General features: G+C 48.0%; 23 protein-coding genes and 1 riboswitch. Of the genes, 14 read left to right on the top strand and 9 right to left on the bottom strand.

Annotation, left to right across the window (positions count from 1 at the left end; genetic code table 11):
* Positions 1-96 precede the first annotated feature (96 nt).
* Positions 97-825 carry a LytR/AlgR family response regulator transcription factor gene (locus tag ACXAD6_RS00360; RefSeq protein ID WP_474967149.1) on the bottom strand — a complete coding sequence of 243 codons (729 nt, stop codon included), beginning with the start codon at positions 823-825 and terminating at the stop codon, positions 97-99.
* A complete protein-coding gene (locus tag ACXAD6_RS00355) occupies positions 822-2567 on the bottom strand; it encodes a LytS/YhcK type 5TM receptor domain-containing protein (protein ID WP_474967148.1) in 1746 nt (581 codons plus the stop codon). The genes ACXAD6_RS00360 and ACXAD6_RS00355 overlap by 4 nt, the downstream gene beginning before the upstream one ends.
* A 114-nt stretch (positions 2568-2681) precedes the next feature.
* On the opposite strand from ACXAD6_RS00355, the gene ACXAD6_RS00350 reads away from it, so the two are divergent.
* On the top strand, positions 2682-3464 hold the full coding sequence (locus ACXAD6_RS00350; RefSeq protein ID WP_474967147.1) for a carbon-nitrogen family hydrolase: 783 nt from the start codon (positions 2682-2684) through the stop codon (positions 3462-3464).
* 123 nt (positions 3465-3587) lie between these two features.
* Here ACXAD6_RS00350 and ACXAD6_RS00345 read toward each other — a convergent pair whose 3' ends face one another.
* The gene (locus tag ACXAD6_RS00345) at positions 3588-4664 is read right to left on the bottom strand and encodes a nitric oxide synthase oxygenase (RefSeq protein ID WP_474967146.1); all 1077 of its coding nucleotides are present in this window, start codon (positions 4662-4664) and stop codon (positions 3588-3590) included.
* A 67-nt stretch (positions 4665-4731) separates the two neighbouring features.
* Positions 4732-6063 (bottom strand): FAD-dependent oxidoreductase, encoded by a 1332-nt coding sequence (locus tag ACXAD6_RS00340; protein ID WP_474967145.1) that lies wholly within the window; start codon positions 6061-6063, stop codon positions 4732-4734.
* Positions 6064-6212: 149 nt separating this feature from the next.
* Here ACXAD6_RS00340 and ACXAD6_RS00335 point away from each other — a divergent pair, with 149 nt between their 5' ends.
* Positions 6213-7385, top strand: coding sequence for an aminotransferase class I/II-fold pyridoxal phosphate-dependent enzyme (locus tag ACXAD6_RS00335; RefSeq protein ID WP_474967144.1), 1173 nt, complete (start codon positions 6213-6215; stop codon positions 7383-7385).
* A 158-nt stretch (positions 7386-7543) separates the two neighbouring features.
* The gene (locus tag ACXAD6_RS00330; RefSeq protein WP_474967143.1) at positions 7544-7711 is read left to right on the top strand and encodes a hypothetical protein; all 168 of its coding nucleotides are present in this window, start codon (positions 7544-7546) and stop codon (positions 7709-7711) included.
* Between the two features lie 135 nt (positions 7712-7846).
* On the opposite strand, the gene ACXAD6_RS00325 is transcribed toward ACXAD6_RS00330, so the two are convergent.
* Both ACXAD6_RS00325 and ACXAD6_RS00320 read right to left on the bottom strand, forming a co-directional pair.
* Positions 7847-9301 carry an aldehyde dehydrogenase family protein gene (locus tag ACXAD6_RS00325; RefSeq protein WP_474967142.1) on the bottom strand — a complete coding sequence of 485 codons (1455 nt, stop codon included), beginning with the start codon at positions 9299-9301 and terminating at the stop codon, positions 7847-7849.
* A gap of 75 nt (positions 9302-9376) precedes the next feature.
* Positions 9377-9826, bottom strand: coding sequence for a GNAT family N-acetyltransferase (locus tag ACXAD6_RS00320; RefSeq protein ID WP_474967141.1), 450 nt, complete (start codon positions 9824-9826; stop codon positions 9377-9379).
* A 118-nt stretch (positions 9827-9944) separates the two neighbouring features.
* On the opposite strand from ACXAD6_RS00320, the gene ACXAD6_RS00315 reads away from it, so the two are divergent.
* The gene (locus ACXAD6_RS00315) at positions 9945-11321 is read left to right on the top strand and encodes a DUF2254 domain-containing protein (protein ID WP_474967140.1); all 1377 of its coding nucleotides are present in this window, start codon (positions 9945-9947) and stop codon (positions 11319-11321) included.
* A gap of 125 nt (positions 11322-11446) precedes the next feature.
* On the top strand, positions 11447-12331 hold the full coding sequence (locus ACXAD6_RS00310; RefSeq protein ID WP_474967139.1) for a cation diffusion facilitator family transporter: 885 nt from the start codon (positions 11447-11449) through the stop codon (positions 12329-12331).
* A 35-nt stretch (positions 12332-12366) separates the two neighbouring features.
* On the opposite strand, the gene ACXAD6_RS00305 is transcribed toward ACXAD6_RS00310, so the two are convergent.
* A complete protein-coding gene (locus ACXAD6_RS00305) occupies positions 12367-12792 on the bottom strand; it encodes a pyridoxamine 5'-phosphate oxidase family protein (RefSeq protein WP_474970328.1) in 426 nt (141 codons plus the stop codon).
* A gap of 209 nt (positions 12793-13001) precedes the next feature.
* Here ACXAD6_RS00305 and ACXAD6_RS00300 point away from each other — a divergent pair, with 209 nt between their 5' ends.
* A complete protein-coding gene (locus ACXAD6_RS00300) occupies positions 13002-13892 on the top strand; it encodes an alpha/beta hydrolase (RefSeq protein WP_474967138.1) in 891 nt (296 codons plus the stop codon).
* Positions 13893-13926: 34 nt separating this feature from the next.
* Here the strand turns inward: ACXAD6_RS00300 and ACXAD6_RS00295 are convergent, their stop codons facing one another.
* Positions 13927-14610 carry a class I SAM-dependent methyltransferase gene (locus tag ACXAD6_RS00295; RefSeq protein ID WP_474967137.1) on the bottom strand — a complete coding sequence of 228 codons (684 nt, stop codon included), beginning with the start codon at positions 14608-14610 and terminating at the stop codon, positions 13927-13929.
* Positions 14611-14802: 192 nt separating this feature from the next.
* A riboswitch (cobalamin riboswitch) is annotated at positions 14803-14976 on the top strand.
* 133 nt (positions 14977-15109) lie between these two features.
* Between ACXAD6_RS00295 and ACXAD6_RS00290 the strand changes: the two genes are divergently transcribed.
* The 7 genes from ACXAD6_RS00290 to ACXAD6_RS00260 all read left to right on the top strand — a co-directional run bounded on the left by ACXAD6_RS00290 (position 15110) and on the right by ACXAD6_RS00260 (position 22163).
* Positions 15110-17341 carry a ribonucleoside-diphosphate reductase subunit alpha gene (locus ACXAD6_RS00290; protein ID WP_474967136.1) on the top strand — a complete coding sequence of 744 codons (2232 nt, stop codon included), beginning with the start codon at positions 15110-15112 and terminating at the stop codon, positions 17339-17341.
* Positions 17342-17358: 17 nt separating this feature from the next.
* Complete coding sequence (locus ACXAD6_RS00285) at positions 17359-18396, top strand: ribonucleotide-diphosphate reductase subunit beta (RefSeq protein ID WP_474967135.1); 1038 nt, start codon at positions 17359-17361, stop codon at positions 18394-18396.
* Between the two features lie 187 nt (positions 18397-18583).
* Positions 18584-18925, top strand: coding sequence for a P-II family nitrogen regulator (locus tag ACXAD6_RS00280; protein ID WP_474967134.1), 342 nt, complete (start codon positions 18584-18586; stop codon positions 18923-18925).
* A gap of 24 nt (positions 18926-18949) precedes the next feature.
* Positions 18950-20347: an ammonium transporter gene (locus ACXAD6_RS00275; protein WP_474967133.1), complete on the top strand. Its 1398-nt coding sequence runs from the start codon at positions 18950-18952 to the stop codon at positions 20345-20347.
* Between the two features lie 191 nt (positions 20348-20538).
* Positions 20539-20634: a putative holin-like toxin gene (locus tag ACXAD6_RS00270; protein ID WP_156896547.1), complete on the top strand. Its 96-nt coding sequence runs from the start codon at positions 20539-20541 to the stop codon at positions 20632-20634.
* Between the two features lie 340 nt (positions 20635-20974).
* Positions 20975-21541: a sigma-70 family RNA polymerase sigma factor gene (locus ACXAD6_RS00265; protein ID WP_474967132.1), complete on the top strand. Its 567-nt coding sequence runs from the start codon at positions 20975-20977 to the stop codon at positions 21539-21541.
* Complete coding sequence (locus ACXAD6_RS00260; protein WP_474967131.1) at positions 21534-22163, top strand: hypothetical protein; 630 nt, start codon at positions 21534-21536, stop codon at positions 22161-22163. The genes ACXAD6_RS00265 and ACXAD6_RS00260 overlap by 8 nt, the downstream gene beginning before the upstream one ends.
* 61 nt (positions 22164-22224) lie before the next feature.
* On the opposite strand, the gene ACXAD6_RS00255 is transcribed toward ACXAD6_RS00260, so the two are convergent.
* Positions 22225-22869 (bottom strand): uracil-DNA glycosylase, encoded by a 645-nt coding sequence (locus tag ACXAD6_RS00255; protein WP_474967130.1) that lies wholly within the window; start codon positions 22867-22869, stop codon positions 22225-22227.
* A 134-nt stretch (positions 22870-23003) separates the two neighbouring features.
* Between ACXAD6_RS00255 and ACXAD6_RS00250 the strand changes: the two genes are divergently transcribed.
* Positions 23004-23225: a hypothetical protein gene (locus tag ACXAD6_RS00250; RefSeq protein WP_474967129.1), complete on the top strand. Its 222-nt coding sequence runs from the start codon at positions 23004-23006 to the stop codon at positions 23223-23225.
* Positions 23226-23231: the final 6 nt, after the last annotated feature.

Raw genomic sequence — 23231 nt, 5'->3', positions numbered from 1 at the left:
TATCATGGTAACGCTTACAAAAGAGGGGGTTCTGTTTATCATGTCGTTACTCGTGTTCAACATGCAGAAAAGACGCATCGAAAAAGAATGCGTCTTTTAAAGCTCCAGCTTTTTCCGTAAATCCTTTACATAGTTCCTGCTCACCGAAAGCTTTTCTTCCGCTCCCCGGAGTTCGAGCTGCCAGGCTCCATTAAACCATGGAGTGAGCCGGTAGATATAATCAAGGTTGACGAGATAGCTCTTATGGATCCTGAAAAAGGAGAACGGCTGAAGCCGCTCCTCCACATCTTTCAATGCATCATTTGTCTCATAGACAGCTGTCCGGCCGACGATTTTCGTTGCCCTGTCCTCTCTGTACACGTACATAATATCTGAAGGGTTGAGGTATTCAATGGTGTCGTCCACCTCAACTGCAAACTTGGTTGGAACCGAACCCGGACTGTGATCTGTCTGAGGCTGCAGCTTCTTTTCAACCCGTCTGATCGTTTCAGCCAGCTGTTTCTCATCAAACGGCTTAAGCAGATAATCGAGCGCCTGATGGCGGAACGCTTCTACGGCAAAATCCGGATACGCTGTAGCGAACACGATTTCGGGCACCTTTTTCAAGTCCTTCACGGCAGAGGCTGCAGCCAGTCCATCCATTTTCGGCATCTCAACATCCAGAAACATAATGTCCGGCTGGTATTTTAAAGCTGCCACAATGGCTTCATCACCGGAAGCCGCTTCTCCAACAACCTTGATCTGTTCAAAATCTTGAAGCAGGAATTTCAATTCTTCACGGCTGAAGCGTTCATCATCGACAATCAGTACTTTCATGTCAGTCATGCCGTTTCCTCCTGTTCCACCAGAGGAAGAGTGAAGCTGATCCGCGTTCCCTTTCCGGGCCTGCTTTCGATGTGCAGTTTCGCTTCTTCCCCATGCATATATTCCAAGCGTTTATTGACATTATACAAACCAAATCCCGCCCCTTTATCTGAATCTACGACTCCGTCCCCAAGCTGTTCAAGACGGTCCGGGTCTATCCCTCTGCCGTTATCAGCAATCGATACGTGCACACGGGCCCCCTCCTTCTGTATGGCCAGAGTAATCCGTGCTTCTTCATCCTGATCCTTAACCCCATGTTTCATACTGTTCTCCACGAGAGGCTGCAGCGTAAGCGGGGCTATTTCAGCGGATAAAGCGGACTCATCGATGTCATAATCAATCTTCAATCGGTCTACAAATCGTGTTTCTTCTATTAAGAGGTAGGCACGCACATGCTTCAACTCCTCCGCCAGGCTGACCCGGGTCTTCGTTGTCGCCCCCAGATTCTGACGGAAAAATTTAGAGAGTGCGATGAGCAGGGAACGGGCTTTATCCGGCTCTGTACGTGTCAAAGAAACGATAACGTTCAACGAATTGAACAAAAAGTGGGGATTCACCTGTGCCTGCAGCGCCTTCACTTCGGCTTTTCTTGCCATCTCTTCCGCCTGGTCGGCATCTGCCAGTTCAAGCTGCTGGCTGAGGAGGGCGCTCAGCCCCTGAATCAGTTCCAGAAGGACCGTTGATATTTCTTTCTCTGTTCTTACATAAAATTTCAATGTCCCCACCACTTCCTCCCGTTTTTTCAGAGGTACGATGACAGCCGCTCCCAGCGGGCAGTCTTTGTGCTGACACTGAATGTCCTCATGTCCGGCAATCACGCGGCGGCCGGAGCGGATAACCTCCCTTGTCGCATCGGTTTGAATCGCTTCCCCGTAATGATGATGATCATCAGCCAGGCCGACATGAGCCAGTATCGTCTGCTTATCCGTCATGGATATAGCGCTTACACCAACTTTATCATAAATGATCCGGCATGCTCTTGCTGCCGATTCCTTCGTCAAGCCTTTACGCAGGTGGGCAACCGTCAATTCAGCCAGTTTCAGGGCCTTCTGCGCCTGAACAGCACCAGCCTTCTCCTCCTCATTTAACACATTACGGATAATGAGCAGAAAAAGAGCAGACCCGACACCATTGGCAGCAATCATCGGAAGACCGATTTCCTGAACCAGCTCCCACGCTCTTGTAAACGGCTGTGCCATCAGGAGGATGATTCCCATTTGGATCGTCTCTGCCAGGGCACCGACGAACAACGCCGTTTTCAGTTTCAAAGGCTTCCCTTTTTTATGAAAAAATCCGGCAATCAAACCAGCAACGACAGCGGAAACACCACAGGCCAGACCTGTAAATCCTCCGAGGAAATACCGGTGAAACCCTGCAATCAATCCTGCCCCCAGGCCGATACGCCAACCACCGAACAGACCAGCGGCCACGATACCGATAACCCTGGAGTTCGCCAGTGCTTCTGTATCCACCAGTTGATACGCCCAACGACCGAATTCCAGGGAACTTGTATCATACGTAATGCCTGTATATGTGCCGATCATTCCGAACAGGCCGAAAAATCCGATCGCAGTCATCTGCTGTTTCCCTGTTAATATCTTCTGGTCGGCCAGTTCACGGAAAAAGTGGAACCGGGTAAAGATAAAGGCAGCCGTGACGATGATTCCAAGCCGTTCCAGCATAGGAAGAAAAAGTTCAAACATCGCACATTCCTCTTTCTATCTTTTTTTCTATTGTAGCACGCTTCCTAAAAAGACACGGAATGCAGGAAAACGTCAGAATTATTTGATACACTAGGAAAAAATGAGGTGATGATAATGAAAACGAAGATCGCTATGATTCAAATGGATATTGCCTTCGGTGATCCGTCTGCCAACCGGAATACGGCGCAGGCCAAAATAAAAGAAGCGGCCGACCAGGGAAGTACTTTGATCCTGCTTCCAGAGCTTTGGACAACCGGGTATGACCTGACACGCCTTGAAGAAATCGCTGAAGACCTGGAAGGGCCGACCCACCAGCTGCTGAAGAAGCTTGCCCGCGACCACAGGGTAACCATTGCAGGCTCCATTGCTGAACGGGACAAGGAGTCCTTTTATAATACGATGGTCGCTTACAATGAAAACGGAGAGCGTGTGCTGAACTATCGTAAAGTCCACTTATTCCGTCTGATGGACGAAGAAAAATATCTGGAGTCCGGAGACACGCAGGGAAACTTCCACTTACATAACATCCCGCTGGCAGGGGCCATCTGCTACGACATCCGCTTCCCTGAATGGATGCGTACGGAAATGCTCGGCGGAGCCCGCGGCCTGTTGGTTGTCGCAGAATGGCCGAAGCCCCGCGTCGATCACTGGCGCAGTTTGTTGATCAGCCGCGCAATTGAAAACCAATGCTTCGTCATGGCCTGTAACCGCTCCGGTTCCGACCCGAATAATACATTCGGAGGTCACTCGCTCATCATTGATCCATGGGGGACGATTGCAGCCGAAGGAGGGCTGGACGAAGAAATCGTATACGGAGAAGTCGATTTTTCCGAGGTGGAGGCGATCCGGAAGCAGATTCCGATTTTCCAGGACCGACGTCCTGACCTCTATCAATGATTTCGTTGATATCTACCAAAAAAAATGGTGACCGGCATAAAATCATGGATATACGGAAAATTAAATCGATATCCACCTGATCCATTAAAAAACCGCCGGGCCTTCATAGGTCCGACGGTTTTCTTATTCATAGGCTGGCGTTTGATAGAAATAATTCGGTGAATCCATCCGGTTTTCATAGGAAGAATGGAAAATGTGCGTCGCGGCGGGCGATACAGGCGGAATCAACCATGTCCAATCACCTGTCGCCTGACGTCCACATTTATTTTCTTTCTGTTCAAACCGTTGAAACTGCTTGGCAGCTGTATGATGATCGACGATATTCACACCATCCATCTGGTAGGAATGAAGAACGGCCTGATTCAATTCGATCAAGGCCCGGTCCTTCCATAACGATGTATTGCGGCGCGTATTCAGCCCCATCGCTTCAGCGACTGCCGGGAGCAGATTATAACGGAATTCATCAGCCAGGTTACGGGCTCCGATTTCCGTTTCCATATACCACCCGTTGAACGGGGCTGCAGTATAATTCAACCCGCCGATTTCAAGACGCATATCGGAAATAATGGGGACAGCATACCATTTCAACTCCAAATCCTTAAACCAGTCAAAATCCGGATGTCTCAGCGGGACTTCTAAAATTTTCTCCTTAGGAATTTCAAACCACTGCGGCTGCCCATGATCCGCTTCAATGACTAAAGGAAGAACATCATAAGCCGTTCCTTCCCCCTGCCATCCAAGTTCCTGACAGCGTTTAGTGAATTCCACGGAAGCTGGATCCCCGGTCACCTTCCCATTTTCTTCATAGCCGGCGTACCGGATCAGCTGGTGATTCCAAAGCCGGATCTGGTGCTCTTCCGTTTCCGGTTTGAAAATGGTGATTGTTGAACGGATGCGTCCTCCATTTGTAGCGTAATCGATATGGTCATACAAGGCATCCCGCATAGCTTCGGCTGTATCAAGATGGCGGGCATCAAAGACGCGCAGCGTATCCCAGAACAGGCGGCCGATACAACGGTTGCTGTTCCGCCATGCCACCTTGGCACCGAATTCCAATTCCGTAGAGGTATGGGTATAAGTACCTTCCTCGTCGATGGACTGCCGGACTTCATCCAGTCGGTCCTCCACTCCGGAAAGTTGTTGCTCATAGTAGAACAGGCGGATGAATTCCTCCGCCTTTGTATAGAGATCTGTATTCACAGCATGACATCCTCCTGTAGGTTGCTCATCCCCCATCCTACCATATTCCCATAGAATCCCCTATCAATCAGTCTGCTTTACGTGCCGCCTGCTGGATCGGATCCCATACGCTGTTATAAGGAGGCGCATAGCTGAGATCCAGATCCTGCAGATCATCCACCTTCATTTTGTGGAACAAGGCGGTGGCAAGGACGTCGATCCGTTTATCCACCCCGTCCTTTCCAATGATTTGACCACCCAGAAGCTGGCGGGTTTCCGCATCGTAAATCACTTTTACAGTCATCGGGTTATCCTTGGAGTAGTAACCCGCTTCATGTGTGGATTGGACAGTCTTCGTCTTCACTGAAAATTGCTCCTGTTCGGCTTCCCTTACGGACAGGCCGGTGCGCCCGAGCGTCAAGTCGAAAAATTTCAAAATGGATGTGCCTGTAATTCCACGGAAAGGTGTACGGACGCCTGCCATATTCAATCCTGCGATCTGCCCCTGTTTGTTGGCATGGGTCCCCAGCGGGATGTAATCCATCTTTTCCTTGACCCGGTGATATTGAACGGCACAGTCACCCGCGGCATAAATGTCCAGAATGCTGGTTTCCATAAAAGCATTCACGGCTACAGCGTCTTTGATCCCTTTGTATATGCCTGTCCCTTCAAGAAATGATGTATTGGGTGTCACACCAGCAGCCACAAGAACGAGATCCGTTGCATACGTTCCTTTGTCCGTGACAACGGTTTCCACCTGTTCATCCCCCCTGAATCCTTCGACAGATTCATTGAGATGGAGTTCCAGACCATTTGTGCGGGCCTCCTCATGCACCAGTTCTCCCATGTCTTCATCAAAAATTTTCGCAAGCTGAGCACCACGGTCAATGATTCTCACCTGTTTTCCAAGGGCGCGGTAGCTTTCCGCCATTTCAAGACCGATATACCCTCCCCCGATAATCGTTACATGTTCTGTCTCTTCCGTCGTTCCTGCCATGATTTCCTCAATATCAGGAATGGTCTTCAACGTATAAATCCCGTCCAGATGCCGTCCATTCCACGGTGGGACGATGGGGGATGCACCGGAAGCAATCAAGAGCTTATCGTACGTGATTTCCACCTGCTCGTCACCGTCAAGGTTTCTGGCGTAGATTTTTTTCCGGTCACAATCCACCTGTTCCACTTCGTGACGGATGCGTACATCAATGCCGTATTTCTCACGGAAGGTTTCCGGTTTTCTTGCAATGAGGTCTTCCGTTGAATCCACCACACCTTTCAGTACATAGGGCAGACCACACTGGCCGTATGAAGTAATCTCCCCTTTCTCCAGTACTGTAATGGTACTGCCTTCTGTGTTACGGACGATCTGCATCGCCGCACTCATACCGGCCGCATCGCCGCCAATGATCACATAATCCATTCTTCCCACTCCTTTTCCTGTTTGCAGACGTTCCTTCTATCTTTACTTCTTTACCATTAATGTTCCCACTCAAACTTCCGTCATGTTACACTGTCTATATTATCTTTTTGTTCGACTTTTCCAAAAACATATGTCTGAGGTGACCATCCATGAAAGAATTCCAAACATCCAAAGCCATCCAGCGTCTGCCGGATCAATTTTTCGCAACGCTGATTGATAAATTAAATGCCTATGAAAATAAAGGCTGGGACACTATTAACCTCGGTCAGGGGAACCCGGATCAGCCGACTCCTGATCACATTGTTGAATCCTTGAAGGAAGCTGCCGACAATCCTGAATTTCATCAGTACCCTCCTTTCCACGGATATCCGTTCTTTAAGGAAGCGATCGCTGAGTTTTACAAGCGCGAGTATGATGTAGACCTGGACCCTGAAACAGAGATCGCCATCATGCCCGGCAGTAAAACCGGCCTGGTGGAGTTAAGCCAGTGCTTCCTTGATCCTGGAGATGTCGCACTCGTGCCTGATCCCGGGTACCCGGATTATTGGTCAGGAATCGAAATGGTCGGAGCGGAAATGAAGCCGATGCCGCTGCTGGCTGAAAACCACTTCCTCCCGGACTATGAAGCCATTGATGCCGAAAGCTGGGAAAAAGCCAGGCTTATGTTCCTCAATTATCCGAACAATCCGACCGGGGCAACAGCGGACAAGGCTTTTTACGAAGAAACGATCAAAGAAGCCGAAAAGCATGATGTCTGCGTGATTCATGATTTCGCCTATGGAGCCATCGGTTTTGACGGCGTCAAACCGCTCAGTTTCATGCAGGTGGAAGGTGCCAAAAATGTGGGTGTAGAAGTTTACACGATGTCCAAAACCTTTAACATGGCCGGTTGGCGCGTGGCCTTCGCCGTTGGGAACCCCAGCGTTATTAAAGCCATCGAAACTATCCAGGACCACTATTTCTGCAGTATTTTCGGCGGCCTCCAGAAAGCGTCTGCTACAGCCCTCCTAAGTTCCCAGACTGGTGTAGAGGAACTGGCAGCTACGTATGAGCAGCGCCGCGATCTCCTTTTATCCGGTCTGGAAGAGGCTGGATACCATGTAGAGCCGTGCAAAGGTTCATTTTTCGCCTGGCTGCGCGTGCCGGAAGACTATACCTCCCAGTCCTTTGCAGATGCCCTGCTTGAGGAAACCGGATTGTTTGTGGCCCCCGGCATCGGTTTTGGAGCGAGTGGAGAAGGATATGTGCGTATCGGCTTGAATAATTCAGAAGAAACACTGAAGGAAGCTGTTGTACGCTTCAAAAAATTCGCGGAAAAATAAACCTCAAAAACGCCTGTTCTACAAGGAACAGGCGTTTTTTGTTGAAATTCTTCTTAATCATTTCGATTTTATCGTAAAATAAAAGTTGCACTTTCACTGTAAATCGATTTAAATATATATTATACAAAGATTACACATATCTTATAGGAGGGGTTTGAATGTACGCGCTCATACGAAAAGACAGCAGTGTAATTGAAATCCTCAGGGATCCCATCGACCGGAGAGAGCGGATATTTACTCGCAAAGAAGATGCAAAAGAATATGCCGATAAACTCAACGTGTTAATTGCCCATGGCCCTAAATGGGAAATAGAGAAGTATTTGTAACATCACTCCTCCCTTTCCACTACTACTTATCCTTTTGCAGCCTTCCTGACGGCAGAAGAGTTCTGGAGAACCCACAACGATATCATCCAAAAAAAAGCCCGGACCTTGTTAACAAGGTCCGGGCTTTTCATTTGATTAAAATGGATATTCACGATAGCCATTCATGACTCCGATCCATTTTACGGTTGTAAATTTGTCGAGGGCCCACTCGCCACCGAAACGACCAAGGCCTGACTCTTTTTCTCCTCCGAAAGCGACATGCGCTTCATCGTTCACAGACTGGTCATTGATGTGAATCATACCCGTTTCCACACGCTTCGCTACTTCAACGCCGCGGTGGACGTCACGGGTGAAAACAGACCCACTTAAACCGTAAGGAGAACCATTCGCGACTGTAATCGCTTCTTCCTCCGAAGACACTTTGATGACAGAAGCTACAGGACCGAACACTTCATTATTCGCAATCGGCATATCGTTGGTGACACCGGTCAGCACCGTCGGCTGCAGAACATTTCCATCTGCTTCTCCACCTGTAAGAACTTCCGCCCCTTGATCAAGGGTCTTTTGCAGATCTTCCTGTATACGCTCGACAGCATCGCGGTTGATCAATGGTCCGACCGCCGTATCTTTTTCAGAAGGGTCACCGACTTTCAGGCTTTCCACTTTTTGTTTGAACTGCTCGACGAACGCATCATGAACACTTTCATGAACGATGATTCTGTTCAGAGACATGCAGATCTGGCCCTGGTGCAGGAATTTACCGAAAGCAGCGGCCTGCACGGCTTTCTCCACATCTGCATCATCAAGGACGATCATGGCGTTGTTCCCGCCAAGTTCAAGCGCTGTGTCTTTAATGTGTTTACCGGCCAGCTCTCCAATATGGCTGCCCACTTCTGTTGAACCGGTAAAGGAAATCAGCTTAGCGGCTGGGTGAGTAACAAAAGCGTCGCCGATTTCAGATCCACGGCCGACAACAACGTTAATCACACCTTCCGGAAAGCCGGCTTCTTCAAATAAATCAGCAATGAGCAGGCCGGACGTTACCGGTGCATCAGAAGCTGGTTTAACGACGACCGTATTTCCTGTCGCAACAGCCGGCGCAATGGATCTCAAAGCAAGGTGGAATGGGAAGTTCCATGGGCCGATAATGCCGATTACCCCTTTAGGAGAACGGTAGACCCGGTTTTCCTTACCCGGCGTGTTGGACGGAAGAATTGAGCCGGACATTCTCGTCGGGAAACTGGCGGATTCACGGATGATGGACACAGCCGCCTGATATTCTACTTCAGCTTTGACGATTGTACTTCCGGATTCCTTCACAAGCCAGTCGACGATTTCTTCTTTCCGCTCCTGCACGACGTGAAGCAGCTGATCAAAATACGTCTGCTTCTCGGCAGGCAGCGTTGTCATCCAGCCTTCCTGCGCCTGGACAGCCGCGTCATATGCCTCATTCAAATCGTCTTGGTTGGCGGACGGGATCGATGCGATGGACTGCTCTGTATATGGATTGACATTCTCTACAAATTTCTCACTGGAGCCATTTTTCCATTGGCCATTGATATATTGTTTCGTAAATGTTTGTGGACTCATTTCTCAATTACCTCCATTCAGGAACTATACAGGGCTATCATTCCCGCCTGGATGCCTTTCAAACATTTGGACACTTTACAAATTCTTCTTCATATCCACGTGGGGAATGCCGTCTTCAAGATAGACGCCGGTCATTTCCTCAAATCCGAAAGAAGCGTAAAACCCTCTTAAATGTTCCTGTCCTGAAAGCCAGATGTGATCGGTATGGTAATTCGTTTCGACAGCTTGAATGGCCTTATCCATCAACTTCCGTGCCATTCCTTTTCCACGATAATCCTTATGTACAATGACACGGCCGATGCTGTAGGAGTTATTATCCTCAACCGGGGGGACGATCCGGCAGTAAGCAGCCACTCTTCCTTCACCCTCCATCCAGATGTGCAGGCATTCGGGGTCACGTCCGTCAATTTCCGGATACGGACATTCCTGCTCTACGACGAATACCTCGACGCGTAATTTCAAGATGCTGTACAGTTCCTCCTTTGTCAGCTGCTCATACGTTTTTTCCATCCAGTTCAAGTCCATTCCTGATCATCTCCCTCTATTTTCCTACAATTATGACGGTTTTAACAAAAGAAGGAAAGGGAATTATAAAGTGGTCTCTTTCATAACGATTCCACCCAAAAAAAAGGAGGGAACACCAATGCTTTTGAAGATACTCCCGATATCTTTACGTAAATATTTTGAGATGTCGAAGCGTCAGCGGAAACATGAAATCCAAATGACCATTTGGTATATGCCGCTCATTTATATTGCCGCTTCGATTCTTTTCGTCATAGCCACCCTGTATCTGGACTTGTCTTTTCAGCTGGAACAATATACACATGAGTTCTTCCGGATTAATGCCGATATCACACGAATGCTCGTCAGTACGCTGATTGGCGGAATTCTTACATTGAGTGCCTTTACATTGAACTCCCTGCTTGTTGTGCTTACAACTTTCAGCGGACAATTCTCTCCAAGGATGCTTATTAACTTTGTTTCTGATAAACGGACCCAGCACGCTCTGGGTATTTTTAATGGGAACTTTGTTTACGTGCTTCTTGTATTCCTTTTCATCGGGAATGCCGAATATGAGTATTTTGTGGCCGTCCCGACCATTACGATTCTAATGGCCTTTACTTCATCTGTGACGTTTATTTACTTCATCAACCATGCGACAACATGGATGCAGGTACATAACATCACGGACTCCATGAAGCAGTCATCGGAGAAAATCATCAATCAGACACTCCGAAAAGACCTTGAAGCTCACCGCTGTGAAAACCCGGACAATCTGCTGGAGGATTATCAGGAAAAGACGTTCCATATCGGTGCTGTTCAATCCGGATATGTCCAGCTTGTCGATTACCAGACGATGATCGAAGAAGCTCGGAAAGATAACATTATCCTTCAATTCAAAGCACAGGTCGGTGATTATATCCTGCGGGGAAATGAACTGATCAGCTACTGGGGGCCTGGAGCTGATCATATCGAAAAGGAGAAATACATCCGGATGATCAGCATCGGCTATAAGGAGACGGAGCTGCAGGACCTGCAGATGGGGATGCATAAGCTTGCCGAAATTGCGATCAAATCCATCAGCAATGATGATCCCAAAACGGCTTCCAATACCATTTACCGCATGTCAGAACTGATGCTCACCGTCGAAGATTATATTACCTTCACCCCTTACTTGATGGATAAGGACGGGCAGGTTCGTGTCATCCTGCTTTCCGAATCCTTTGAGTACTACATCTACCGGGGTTTCGGCTATATCCGGCATTATGCCCGGGACAACCATCTGATTATTACCGACCTTGTCGGTTCAATCGCATCTATTGCTGAATCCATTGATGAATCCAAACACGAAATGCTTTGGGAATTTGCCTGCAATACCATTGATCACATTGAAGAGAAAGTCATTTATGAACTCGACAAAACCTTCCTGCTTCAAGAGATGGAGAGGCTCGCCATGACGACAGGGCATAAGCTTGACTATTACCATATCTACCGACGTTTTTACCCAGTCGATGGCTGAAAGGCATGGCAGGAGAATAGGAGTCTCCCCCCTCAGGGGGAACGATGGAAAATCGTTTGACAACCTCTTCTTCTTTGCTTATTTTTAATATATGAACATATATTCATATAAAGGGAGGTTTAAGGATGGGTCATCACCATCATCATCACGCAGACTCGACAACCGGAAAAATCAAAACCGCTTTCTTTCTGAATTTCGCTTTTACCATAATTGAAATCATCGGCGGATTGTTAACGAATAGTATGGCGATATTATCCGATGCGCTGCATGACCTCGGAGACTCGCTCTCTCTAGGCCTTGCATGGTTTTTACAGAAGTTCTCCAAAAAAAGAACATCCGAAAGCTTTTCCTTCGGCTACCGGCGCTTCTCCCTTCTGGCCGCTCTTATCAATAGTATCGTCCTGATCGTAGGATCCATTTTCATATTCGTCGAAGCCGTTCCCCGGCTTTTCGATCCCCCTGAACCCCATGCCGGGGGGATGCTGGCCGTGGCCATTCTCGGCATCGTCATTAACGGATCTGCCGTTTTCCGTCTGCGCGGCGGGGATTCCATGAACCAGAAAGTTCTGACATGGCACCTTCTTGAGGATGTCCTCGGGTGGATCGCTGTTCTCATCGCCAGTGTTATCATGATGTTCTTTGACGTACCGATCCTGGACCCTGTGGCTTCCATTGGAATCACTCTGTTTATTTTGTATAATGTCGTCAAAAATCTTGTCCAAACGATGAAGCTGTTCCTGGAAGCTGTTCCATCTGATGTGGACCTTAAACGAATCATCAAAAAAATCGATGACCTTCCAGGGGTGTTATCCAGCCATCATACCCACCTGTGGTCTCTTGATGGGGAAAACCATGCTTTTTCCACCCACGTAGTCGTAGCAGGAAATGCGGGGAAACAGGAGATCTGTTCCATTAAGGAAGGGGTAAAAAACACACTGACATCCATCCAGCTGGAGCACATAACAATTGAAGTTGAATACGAAGACGATCCATGTGGGCTGGAAACCTAAAAACAGCAGGCTCGACAGCCTGCTGTTTGTTGTTCTTATAATTCCAGGGTTTCCGGTGTATGGGAACCTTTGTTCATGTAACGGATCGTTTCCGGGAGGATTTCAAGAACGACAAATTCAGGATCATCCTTGCCATCGAACCATCGTGTCATCTCATCATTCCAAATCCACTCTTTAATCTCCTGATCACTGCGGATTTTCGCCTGCCCTTGTACTTCCAGGTAGGTATCGCCGTAGCCTTCTCCTTCATATCCCAGAAGGATATGAACGTGTGGATTTCCCTCGATCTCCTCCGCTTTATGTGTTTCCTTGCTCGTCGGGGTGAAAAACGTGAAATTCTCGTCGTTGAAAAAAGTCATGTAACGGGTGTGCGGTTTGCTGTCCTTTACCGTAGCCAGTGTTCCAACTTTATGATTATCCATCAGTTGATGGATCTGCTGCTTCAATTCTTCCTGATTCAATGTCATGCTCCTTTCCACTTTTCATTTCTTTGATTTCACAGTCAGTTTTCCCCGAAATAATGGAAGTAAACCAAAAAGTGTGCCGGGATAAATCATTGACATGAAGTTCACACCACCGGGGTATAGTACATCTATGCGCAGCGCCCACCCGGGTCTGTGCTAAAATAAAAAGAAACGATCATCTAACAGAAGGAACAGGAGGAAGTGTGTTGAATCGGCAGCTGTTTACAAAAAAATGGAGCCTCATTTTCATAGGCTCGGTTTTTATCGGTCTTCTCATATTTTTTATAAGCGCAAAATCAAGCAGCTCTGAACCGGTGGAACGCTCTGAGCTGACACCGACATTGTTTGTACATGGATATAAAGGCGGCCCGCGCAGCTTTCAGTCGATGATAGACCGGATGGAAAACCTTCAATGGGGGAAAAAACATATGACCATTTATGTTTCTGCATCCGGTATGGTATCGATTCAAGGAAACTTCTCCAGTACACCCCGCCCATTTGTCCAGGTACTTTTCGAAAACAACCGGGCAAGCATCCAGGACCAGACGTACTGGCTTCAGCAGGTGATGAAGAAGCTGCGGACGGAACATAAGATCCAGCAGGTGAATCTAGTCGGTCATTCGATGGGCGGCCTGGCTTCTGCCGGGTACCTCATGTCAGAGTCCGACCTGCCGGCGCCCAAGGTCGAAAAACTGGCCGTCATTGCAAGTCCGTTCAATGGCATTAAAAAGGAAGGCTACTTTGCGTCCAACTATGGGGAGGCGACCACAGATCTCCAGCCCGGGTCAGAAGCTCTCCGACAGATGGAAGAAAACAAGGAAAACTTCCCGCCCGAAATTGAAGTGCTTGCCATTGCGGGCGTCATCAACGGAACGGAACCGGAAGAAGACCATTGGGATGGACTCGTCCACTCTTCCAGTGTCAGCAGACTGGAGAAGATTGTTCCCTTCGGTCAGTACAAAGAGGAGCTGATTTTCAACAATCTGGCCACACATTCCGGTCTGCATGAGCTTGCAGAAGTGGACCGGATGCTTGCCGTTTTCCTTTGGGATGAAACGGACGAAGATAACCTTAACTCTTTTGACGAGCATTTATAGTCCACACTCCCGGCACCTGTTCATAGGTGCCGGTTTATTTTTTCTCCAAAATGAACAGCCACATAAATGTCAGCGCCTGCTTCAAATCCTCATCAAGATCGGCAAGCAGGTGAGGTTCCACCCCTCTTTTATAAACGCCTTCTCCATCGATCACTTCCCAGCCATTTTCAACAGCCAGCTGCTGTAATTCCCATGGCATCATCGTATTGCAGATCACTTTTTCCCCATACAGCCTCCGGTAGCTGTTCACTCTCGGCATTGCTGTCGGGCCAAGAAGCCCTATACAGAGGCGTCCACCCGGCTTCAGCACCCGCTTCATTTCCTCCAGCCCCGCTGCAGGTACTTCTGTCCATTCCAGTGAATTAACAGCCATTCCGCCATCGAACTGTTCATCTTCAAAAGGCAGATCCGTCAAATCGCCTTGCACAAACCTCAGCTGCGAATGATCGTCCACCCGTTGATTGGCCTTGTTCACCATATCTTTGGAAAGGTCCACGCCTGTCACGTCATACCCTTCCTTGGATAACATATAGGAACCGTATCCATCTCCACAGCCAAGGTCCGCAATTGTGCCGGCCGGCAGATATTTTTTCACAAAAGGGACAATGCTCTTCCTGCTTCCCTCTTCCCACATGGTGCGGCTCTTTTCTCCCCACATATCTGAACGGCTGTCCCATTGGCGTTCTGCTTCCTTATGCCAGTTAAATGTTTCACTCATTCTGAACCCTCCTGAAAAATTTTTCTCCCACTTTCATTATAGTATACAAAACCGCGCCACTCACTGGTTTCCCTTATCGAAAAAAGGGGAATCCTACCAACCATCCAAAAGAAAAGAGTTGCATGATTCATCCACCCACGTTATGATAAAAACACTAGATAAGCTATTAAACAACAACAAAAACACTATATATAGTATGAACGAATCGAAGATGCCACAAGGCTTAATAGGGAATCCGGTGAAAAACCGGAGCTGCCCCCGCAACTGTCAGCACTCGCGAAACGGTAAAACCACTGTGCCACGCACGGGAAGGACCGGAGTAAGAACGAGTGTCAGCCAGGAGACCTGTCTTCATTCGTCGCAGTTTCAACTTCTTCGGGGATTGAGAAGATGAAGCGATGAAATGAAAGAGCCTTGTCTCTTCCTTTTTTTCGTTTCATGGTTTCATCCGCTCACCCCCAAAGAGCGGTTTTTTTTATGAAAAAAAAGGAGTGACACTATGGCTGCCACATTAACGACGACAAGCTGGACGGACAAGATTCAACAATGGAAGGACGACTTTCCTCAGCTTCCCCTGGACGATTTTTTAGAAAAGCAGTCTTCACAGATCGCAGACAAACCCTATGATGAACAGGCAGATGACCTTATCCTCGAGTGCCTCGCCGAAATAGATGAAGCGGCACCGGACTGGACTTATGTGGCCAGCCGGATCCTGCTCACCCGTATGTACGAAGCCTCTGCAGGGAACCGCAGCACAACGAAGGCCTATCAAAATTTTCATGGCTTGATTGAGACGTTGATCGAGAAACAGATTTACACACACAAGCTGCTCACTTATTACAAAAAAGAAGAACTGGATGAACTGGAACAGGTTATCACGCCGGAACGGGATCACTTATTTACGTATATCGGTCTGAAAACGCTGTCGGACCGTTATTTGGCAAAAAGTAAGTCCGGGGAGATTTTCGAGCTCCCTCAAGAGCGTTTTATGATTATTGCCATGGTTTTAATGGCTCAGGAAGATGAAAACAAGCGTCTCTCTCTTGTGAAGGAAGCGTACTGGGCTCTCAGTCACCTGTACATGACCGTTGCTACCCCGACCCTTTCCAACGCCGGAAAGAGATATGGACAGTTAAGCTCCTGTTTCATTGATACCATCGATGATTCCCTCCAGTCCATCTATGACAGCAACACAGACATTGCCAATTTGAGCAAGCATGGCGGGGGCATCGGTGTGTACTTAGGTAAAATCCGCAGCCGCGGCAGCGATATCCGTGGATTCAAAGGCGTTTCCTCAGGGGTCCTTCCATGGATGAAACAGTTGAACAACACCGCGGTCAGCGTGGATCAGCTCGGCCAGCGTCAGGGAGCGGTCGCCGTGTATCTGGACGTATGGCATAAGGATATCTTCCCGTTTCTGGACAGCCGGCTGAACAACGGAGATGAACGTCAGCGCACCCACGATTTGTTTACAGGGGTATCCATCCCTGACTTATTTATGGAAGCGGTGGAAAACCGGGAGGACTGGTATTTATTCGATCCTCACGAAGTTCGTACGGTTATGGGCTTTTCTCTGGAAGACCACTTTGATGAACATAAAGGAGCCGGTTCTTTCCGGGAAAAATACCAGGCCTGTATCGAAAACCCTGATTTGTCCAGGGAAAAAGTACCCGCCATTGAAATTATGAAGCGGATCATGATCGGTCAGCTGGAAACCGGGACCCCTTACATGTTCTATCGGGATGAAGTGAACCGTATGAACCCCAACAGCCATCAGGGCATGGTTTACTGCAGTAACCTCTGTACAGAAATTGCCCAGAATCAAAAAGCGACTGTGCAGGAGGAACAGTATGTCGAGGACGGAAAAATCATTTCGGTAAAAACCCCGGGGGATTTTGTCGTCTGTAACCTGTCCAGTGTCAACTTAGGCCGTGCCGTTCCTGCGGGCGTTATGAAGCGCCTCGTAAGCATCCAGGTTCGTATGCTGGATAATGTCATTGAACAAAATACGATTCCTGTCCTTCAAGCGCAGTTAACAAACCATTCCTACCGCGGCGTCGGTCTCGGTACCTTCGGCTGGGCACACCTTCTCGCCAAGAAGCAGCTGGACTGGGAATCAGATGAGGCTCTCGAATATACATCGGAGGTATATGAAGCGCTTGCCTATCACGCCATTGAAGCAAGCAGTGAGCTGGCCGCTGAAAAAGGAAGCTATCCATATTTCGAGGGATCCGACTGGGAAACCGGAGAATTTTTTGTTAAACGGTCGTTTGACCAGGAAGGCACGTGGAACTGGAAAGCCCTGCAGAAGAAAGTCTCCCAGCAAGGCATGAGAAACGGTTATTTGATGGCTGTGGCGCCAAACTCCAGTACCTCCTTAATTGCCGGCAGTACAGCAAGTATTGATCCGGTATTCAAGAAATTCTACTCCGAAGAAAAGAAAAATTATAAAATCCCGGTGACAGCTCCCGAACTGAACCATGAAACCTACGGGTACTATCCATCCGCTTATGATGTGGATCAGCACGCAAGCATCCGCCAGAACGGCATCCGCCAGAAATATATCGATCAGTCCATTTCCTTCAACCTGTATGTCAGAAATACCATTCAGGCCAAGGAACTGCTGGCGCTGCATATGGATGCATGGAAAAACGGTCTGAAAACCACTTACTATACCCGCTCCACTTCAAGTTCCGGAGACTTTGATGCTTGTGAAAGCTGCTCATCGTAAAAAGGAGACCAAGACTTATGGAAACATTAAACAAACGAAAGTTAGTCGACCACGAAGCACCTAATGCGTCCACCGGAATCGTTAACGGACGCAGCTCCAATATATTGAACTGGGATGACACCCGCTATCCGTGGGCCTACCCGATGTATAAAACGATGCTCGCCAACTTCTGGATTCCGAGTGAAATCAACATGAGCAACGACCTGAAGCAGTGGCCGGAGCTGAGCGCCCAGGAACAGGAATCATTCAAGAAGATTATCGGTCTGCTCGCTTTTCTGGATTCGGTCCAGACTGATTACTCAGGAAAAATCTCGGATTATCTAACCGATTCCAGTTTGTCCGCTCTCATGCAGGTGCTGGCGTTCCAGGAAGTTGTCCATAACCAGTCCTACTCTTATGTCCTGTCCTCCCTCGTAGACCAGCAGGAACAGGAAAAGATTTTTGAATACTGGAAGCACGATGACGTCCTGATGGAGCGCAATCAGTTTATTACCGACGGCTATCAGGATTTCATTGATGACCCCTCCCTGGATTCCTTTTTGAAATCCATCGTCTATGACGTTGTCCTGGAAGGACTGTTTTTCTATGCCGGGTTCGCCTTTTTCTATAACCTTGCCCGTAATCAGAAAATGGTCTCCACCAGTACGATGATCAACTACATTAATCGCGATGAACAGATTCACGTGAGCTTGTTCACGCGGATATTCAATGAGACGTTGAATGAAAACCCTCAGCTTGATGCCGATGCTTACCGTGAATTCGCGAAAGAAACGTTTAAAACAGCGACAGAGCTTGAGATCAAATGGGGACGCCACCTTATCGGAGATCAGTTTCCGGGCATACCGATGGATGATCTTGAAGATTATATCCGCTATATCGCAAACAAACGGTGCCGGATGCTTGGCACGGATAAGCCTTACCCTGAACAGGATACAAATCCATTCAAGTGGATCCGTGCCTATCAGGACGTGGATGAAGGAAAATCGGATTTCTTCGAACAGAAATCCAGGCAATATACAAAAGTATCCGATACGAACGGATTTGATGACTTATAAGCCTGCCGAAAAGCCTGCCGGGGACCCTTGCGTTCCGGCAGGCTTTTTTCTCCCCTCACGAACATGTCAACTTTCCTTACATATTTACAATAAAGGTATTGATTTTTCAGAATATTTCTTATATAGTAAATAACAACTACTACGCATGTCATATTTCCTGACATGAATATGAGGAGGAAATGAGCTTATGAAAAAGGTCGAAGCCATCATCCGTCCCGAAGCTTTCCAAGAGCTCCGGCAGCAGCTGGACGCCCTCGGAGTCAAGGGGCTTACCGTTTCAGAAGTAGCTGGATGCGGTCAACAGAAAGGTCAGGAAGGAATCTTCCGAGGTAACCGTTTTGAAATTAAATTGTACCCGAAGGTTAAGGTTGAAATGGTCATTGAGAACCACGAGCTCGGCTCTGTCGTTGATGTCATCCTGGAAGCCTGCGCTACTGATGAAGTCGGGGATGGGAAAATATTCGTATCCACCATCGATGAGGTCTTCCGGATCAGGACAGGGGAAACTGGCAAACAGGCACTTATTTAATTTATAGGAGAGGACGATCCATTTATGAAGAAAGTTATTCCTTTATCACTGCTGGCTCTTTTCAGCTTTCCTGTCGCCGCCAGCGCTCAGACGACCGTAACCGCTGAATCTGTACTTCAATCCGTTGATATGGCCTGGGTAATGATTGCCGCCTTTTTAGTATTCTTTATGCACGCAGGCTTTGCGATGGTCGAATCCGGATTCACACGCTCGAAGAACGCTTTAAACATCCTCATGAAAAACTTCATGACAATGTCGATCGCCGCTGTTCTCTATTTCATTGTTGGTTACGGCATCATGTTCGGATCGTCCGGAGGCGGCCTCATCGGTCTAGACGGCTTCCTATTATCCGGACAGGAGGATCAAATCGGATTCTTCGTCTTCCAGGCTGTCTTTGCCGCTACCTGTGCAACCATCATTTCAGGTGCTGTAGCGGAACGTATTAAACTGGGATCCTACCTTTTACTTACGATTGTCATGACTGGTTTCATATATCCTGTTGTCGGCCACTGGGTATGGGGTGGAGGCTGGCTCGCTGAACTTGGGTTCGTAGACTTTGCCGGGTCCACCGTCGTCCACCTCACGGGCGCCCTGGGTGCGGTCACGGCCGTTCTATTCCTCGGACCTCGTATCGGGAAATACAGTGGAAAAACCGTGAATGTCATTCCTGGACATAACATCCCTCTCGGCGCTCTCGGTGTTTTCATCCTATGGTTTGGCTGGTTCGGGTTCAACGGCGGAAGCACACTGGCTGCCGACCCTTCCCTCGTCCCTTCTGTCATTGCAACTACTCTGCTGTCCGCTTCTGCCGGTGTACTCGGGTCAGGTTTCTACTCGTATGCGAAGTTCAAACGTATCGACGCCTCCCTGACATTAAACGGCGCCCTTGCCGGCCTTGTCGGGATCACAGCCGGCACAGCAAACGTTTCCCTGGCCGGAGCCATTGTGATCGGGTTTATTGCCGGTGTCATTCTCGTGGAAGCTGTACAGTTCCTGGACCGCGTCGTACGTATCGATGACCCTGTAGGTGCGATCGCAGTGCACGGCATCTGTGGAATCTGGGGGACATTGGCGGTCGGATTGTTCGCTGTCGAAGGCGGTTTACTATACGGAGACGGAGCATCCCTTCTTGGCATCCAGGCCGTCGGCATACTTGCTGTCATTGCCTGGACAATGGTAACAACTGCTGCTACGGTGGCTGTCATTAAAGCAGTTGTGGGCATTCGCGTTTCCCGTCAGGAAGAAATTGCCGGACTGGACTTCGCCGAACATGGTTCTCAGGCGTATGAAAGCTCCAGAGGAATCTTCAACGAAAACCTTGATTACGGTTCTAAAGATTTCGGAGTCGGATTGCTGCACCGTTTAAATGACCTGCAGTCTGAACAGGCCCCGGAAAAACCGAAGGAAAAAACCGCACAATAAGAGAAAAAGCAATACCCTGCCCCTGCTATAAGGGATAGATTCACTTCACCGTGAATCTATCCCTTTTTAGTTCCTTTCGTCTATTTTACGAACACACGTTCTTATTTTTCGAAAATTATGGTATCCTTGTAGATAGATACCGTTCCCTATCATAAACAGAACTTTGTACTAGAAAGGGTGTGAGGCCTGAAATGAGCACATATGAAGCCCTCATGATCATGTTTGCGTTTGGAACATTCATCATTACCCTCCTTGCGCTCATCATAAAAATGAACAATAAAAAATAGACCTTCACGAACGTGAAGGTCTATCCTGTCTTCCTGTGCGAACGGTATCGCGGCGGCAGCTGCATCTGCCGCCGATTCTCTTTTATTATAGCATAAATAGGAGAGAACATAAGAAAAAAGTTTACCGCTCACACGCCGTTATTCCTCCATCAGCTTCCTTATTTCTACACGGTCTGCACCTATCATTCTTTATCATCCGCCAGGTTTCACGTGGAACAGCTTTTATGATCCTGATAACAGACAAGGATAAAACAGTCATTACGACGAATATAAGAGTAAAAGACAACGGATGAAAACTTTTTTCCGGGGAGTGTCGTCTAAACAGATGAGGTGGGACAAATTGATACGCAGACAGCGGCCGCAGCCTGCTTATGAACCCGATGAACTGGATGAACAACAGATTGAAGAATGGATACGTCAATACGGCCATGATCTCAAGTGGCTCGCTTACTCTTATGTAAAAGATTATGCAGCAGCTGAGGACATTACACAGGAAACCTTCATCAAAGCCTACCAAAGCTACCATTCCTTCAAACAAGAATCTTCTATTAAAACATGGCTGTACAAAATTAACGTCAACTTATGTAAAGACCATTTAAAAAGCTCCTATATGAAGCGTGTCGTTAAAAAAGGAACCGAACTGTTCAGGTCGATTCCTTCCCCGAGAGAAAACCCGGAGGAATTGGTGATTCGCCGGGATGAAGACGAAGCACTTCTTGCCCACGTATTAACTCTAGAGGATAAATACCGGGAAATCATCATCTTATACTACTTTGAAGAATTTGATATCAAAAGCATGGCAGACGTCTTGAATACCAGTCCGAATACAGTTAAGACAAGGTTGAGACGGGCCCGCCAGCTTCTTCAGGAACGGATGACAACGGAAGGGAGTTCACAGAGTGAATGATTTGACGGACAGAAAATTAAAGAAAATGAACCACCGCGTCAAGTACGGCCATGTTCCATTTGATGAGCGATATATGAAAAAAAACGTGATTCACACGATGAACCAGGGAAAGACCCGGCACAAGTCCAGCTTCTTGATGAAAACAAGGGTGTGGGTCCCGGCTTTCGTTACAGCTGCTGCTTTTACAGTCACGTGGAACACAAACGGCCCCTCTAAAGAAGAAGCTGGTTCAATGGCCTACCAATCCACTCCAATCCATGTGAAAGCACCCGCCCCCCCAGCAGGAGCCGATATTGCTCATACCTCTTCAACGATGGTTCGGGAAACATATATCATTTATGAAGATGAGGAATTTTATCAGACCAACACTCTTGTTTCCAAAGAACAGCTTGGTGAAGTCGTAGGCGTGATCGGCCACCAGTCTCCCGGCGAAGAAGCCGAACCTTTGGCCCAGGTGAACAGCTTCCAGCCGGAAGCGAAGATTTATACAATCAAAGGAGAAAAACAAACAGACAAAGTAGCCGTCCAAAGCTGGCGCAGCACAGGAATCGGATCGCCCACTGTCAGCACACAAGGGTATTTTGTATTTGAAAAACTCCCTTCAAACAGTTCGGACAGCTGAATAAATGATTAGCATCAAATTCGAAACCTCTTCCTGACCTGAATCTTCCACACAAGAACAGTCACCCTTCCCCGCGGCTGTTCTTTTCTATCTCGTTCTTCAGATGATCCAAAGACTCCCAGATGGTATCTTTAATCCCCGGATTGTAAAAAACCGCAGCCGGGTGATACAACGGAATGATTGTGTATGTTTTTTCAGTCAGCTCGTAGCCAGTGCCCCCTTTTTTCTGAACAGGAACCTGAAAGGATTGCCCAATCACGTCTGTCATCTTATCTTTTCTCCCGGTCAGCCGTTGATAAGCCACACCTCCGAGGGCAATAATGATTTTCGGATCCATTTCGGCAATCTGGTAGTCCAGCAGGTGGGCGTGGGCATCGATTTCTTTTTGATTGGGCTTCCGGTTCGCCTTCCGCCTCCCTCCACTCCCTTTTTTATTTGTATCCACCCACTTGTAAGGACGGCTCCTCACAACGCTTGTAATATAAACCTCTTCCCGTGAGAGGCCCGCATAATCCAGGTGCTTGTTCAGCTCGTCTCCGGCACGGCCGATGAACGGCCGGCCTTTAACCGCTTCATTCTCCCCCGGTGCCTCTCCGACAATCATAATGTCCGCTTTCTCATCCCCGGACCCAAGAACAAATCCCTCCACATCGTAAGGTTCCATATTCTTTTCCGCCTCATTAACCAGCTCTTCGGGCCATTTCACAGCCATCTCCCCCTTTTCTTTTTTATTTATGTTCCACCAGGACCCCGCTGTTACACGCGGACCTCCGGATTTCCTTCTTCTGTCGTATAATCCAGCAGGAGGATGACACGCTATAAGAAAAGGAGGCGGTATTTGTGACAGAGCAGGATATGGCTGACATTTTCAGCGATTACGGGTATAGCAGTGTCTACCATCGATTTAAAACACCCCTGTATGTAACAGGACTGCTGGATGACATGGAACCAGCGCTCTTGGAGGACTTTTTCGAGCATATGGAGCTCTCTCCTGATTTGTTTTTTGATGAATTCCGCTTTTGGATTCAGTATTATGCAGCCTCTCAAAATAATCATTCATAAAACAGG

The sequence above is a fragment of the Halobacillus sp. ABH2_015 genome (assembly GCF_056158945.1).
This window is presented reverse-complemented; position numbering and strand designations above follow the sequence as displayed.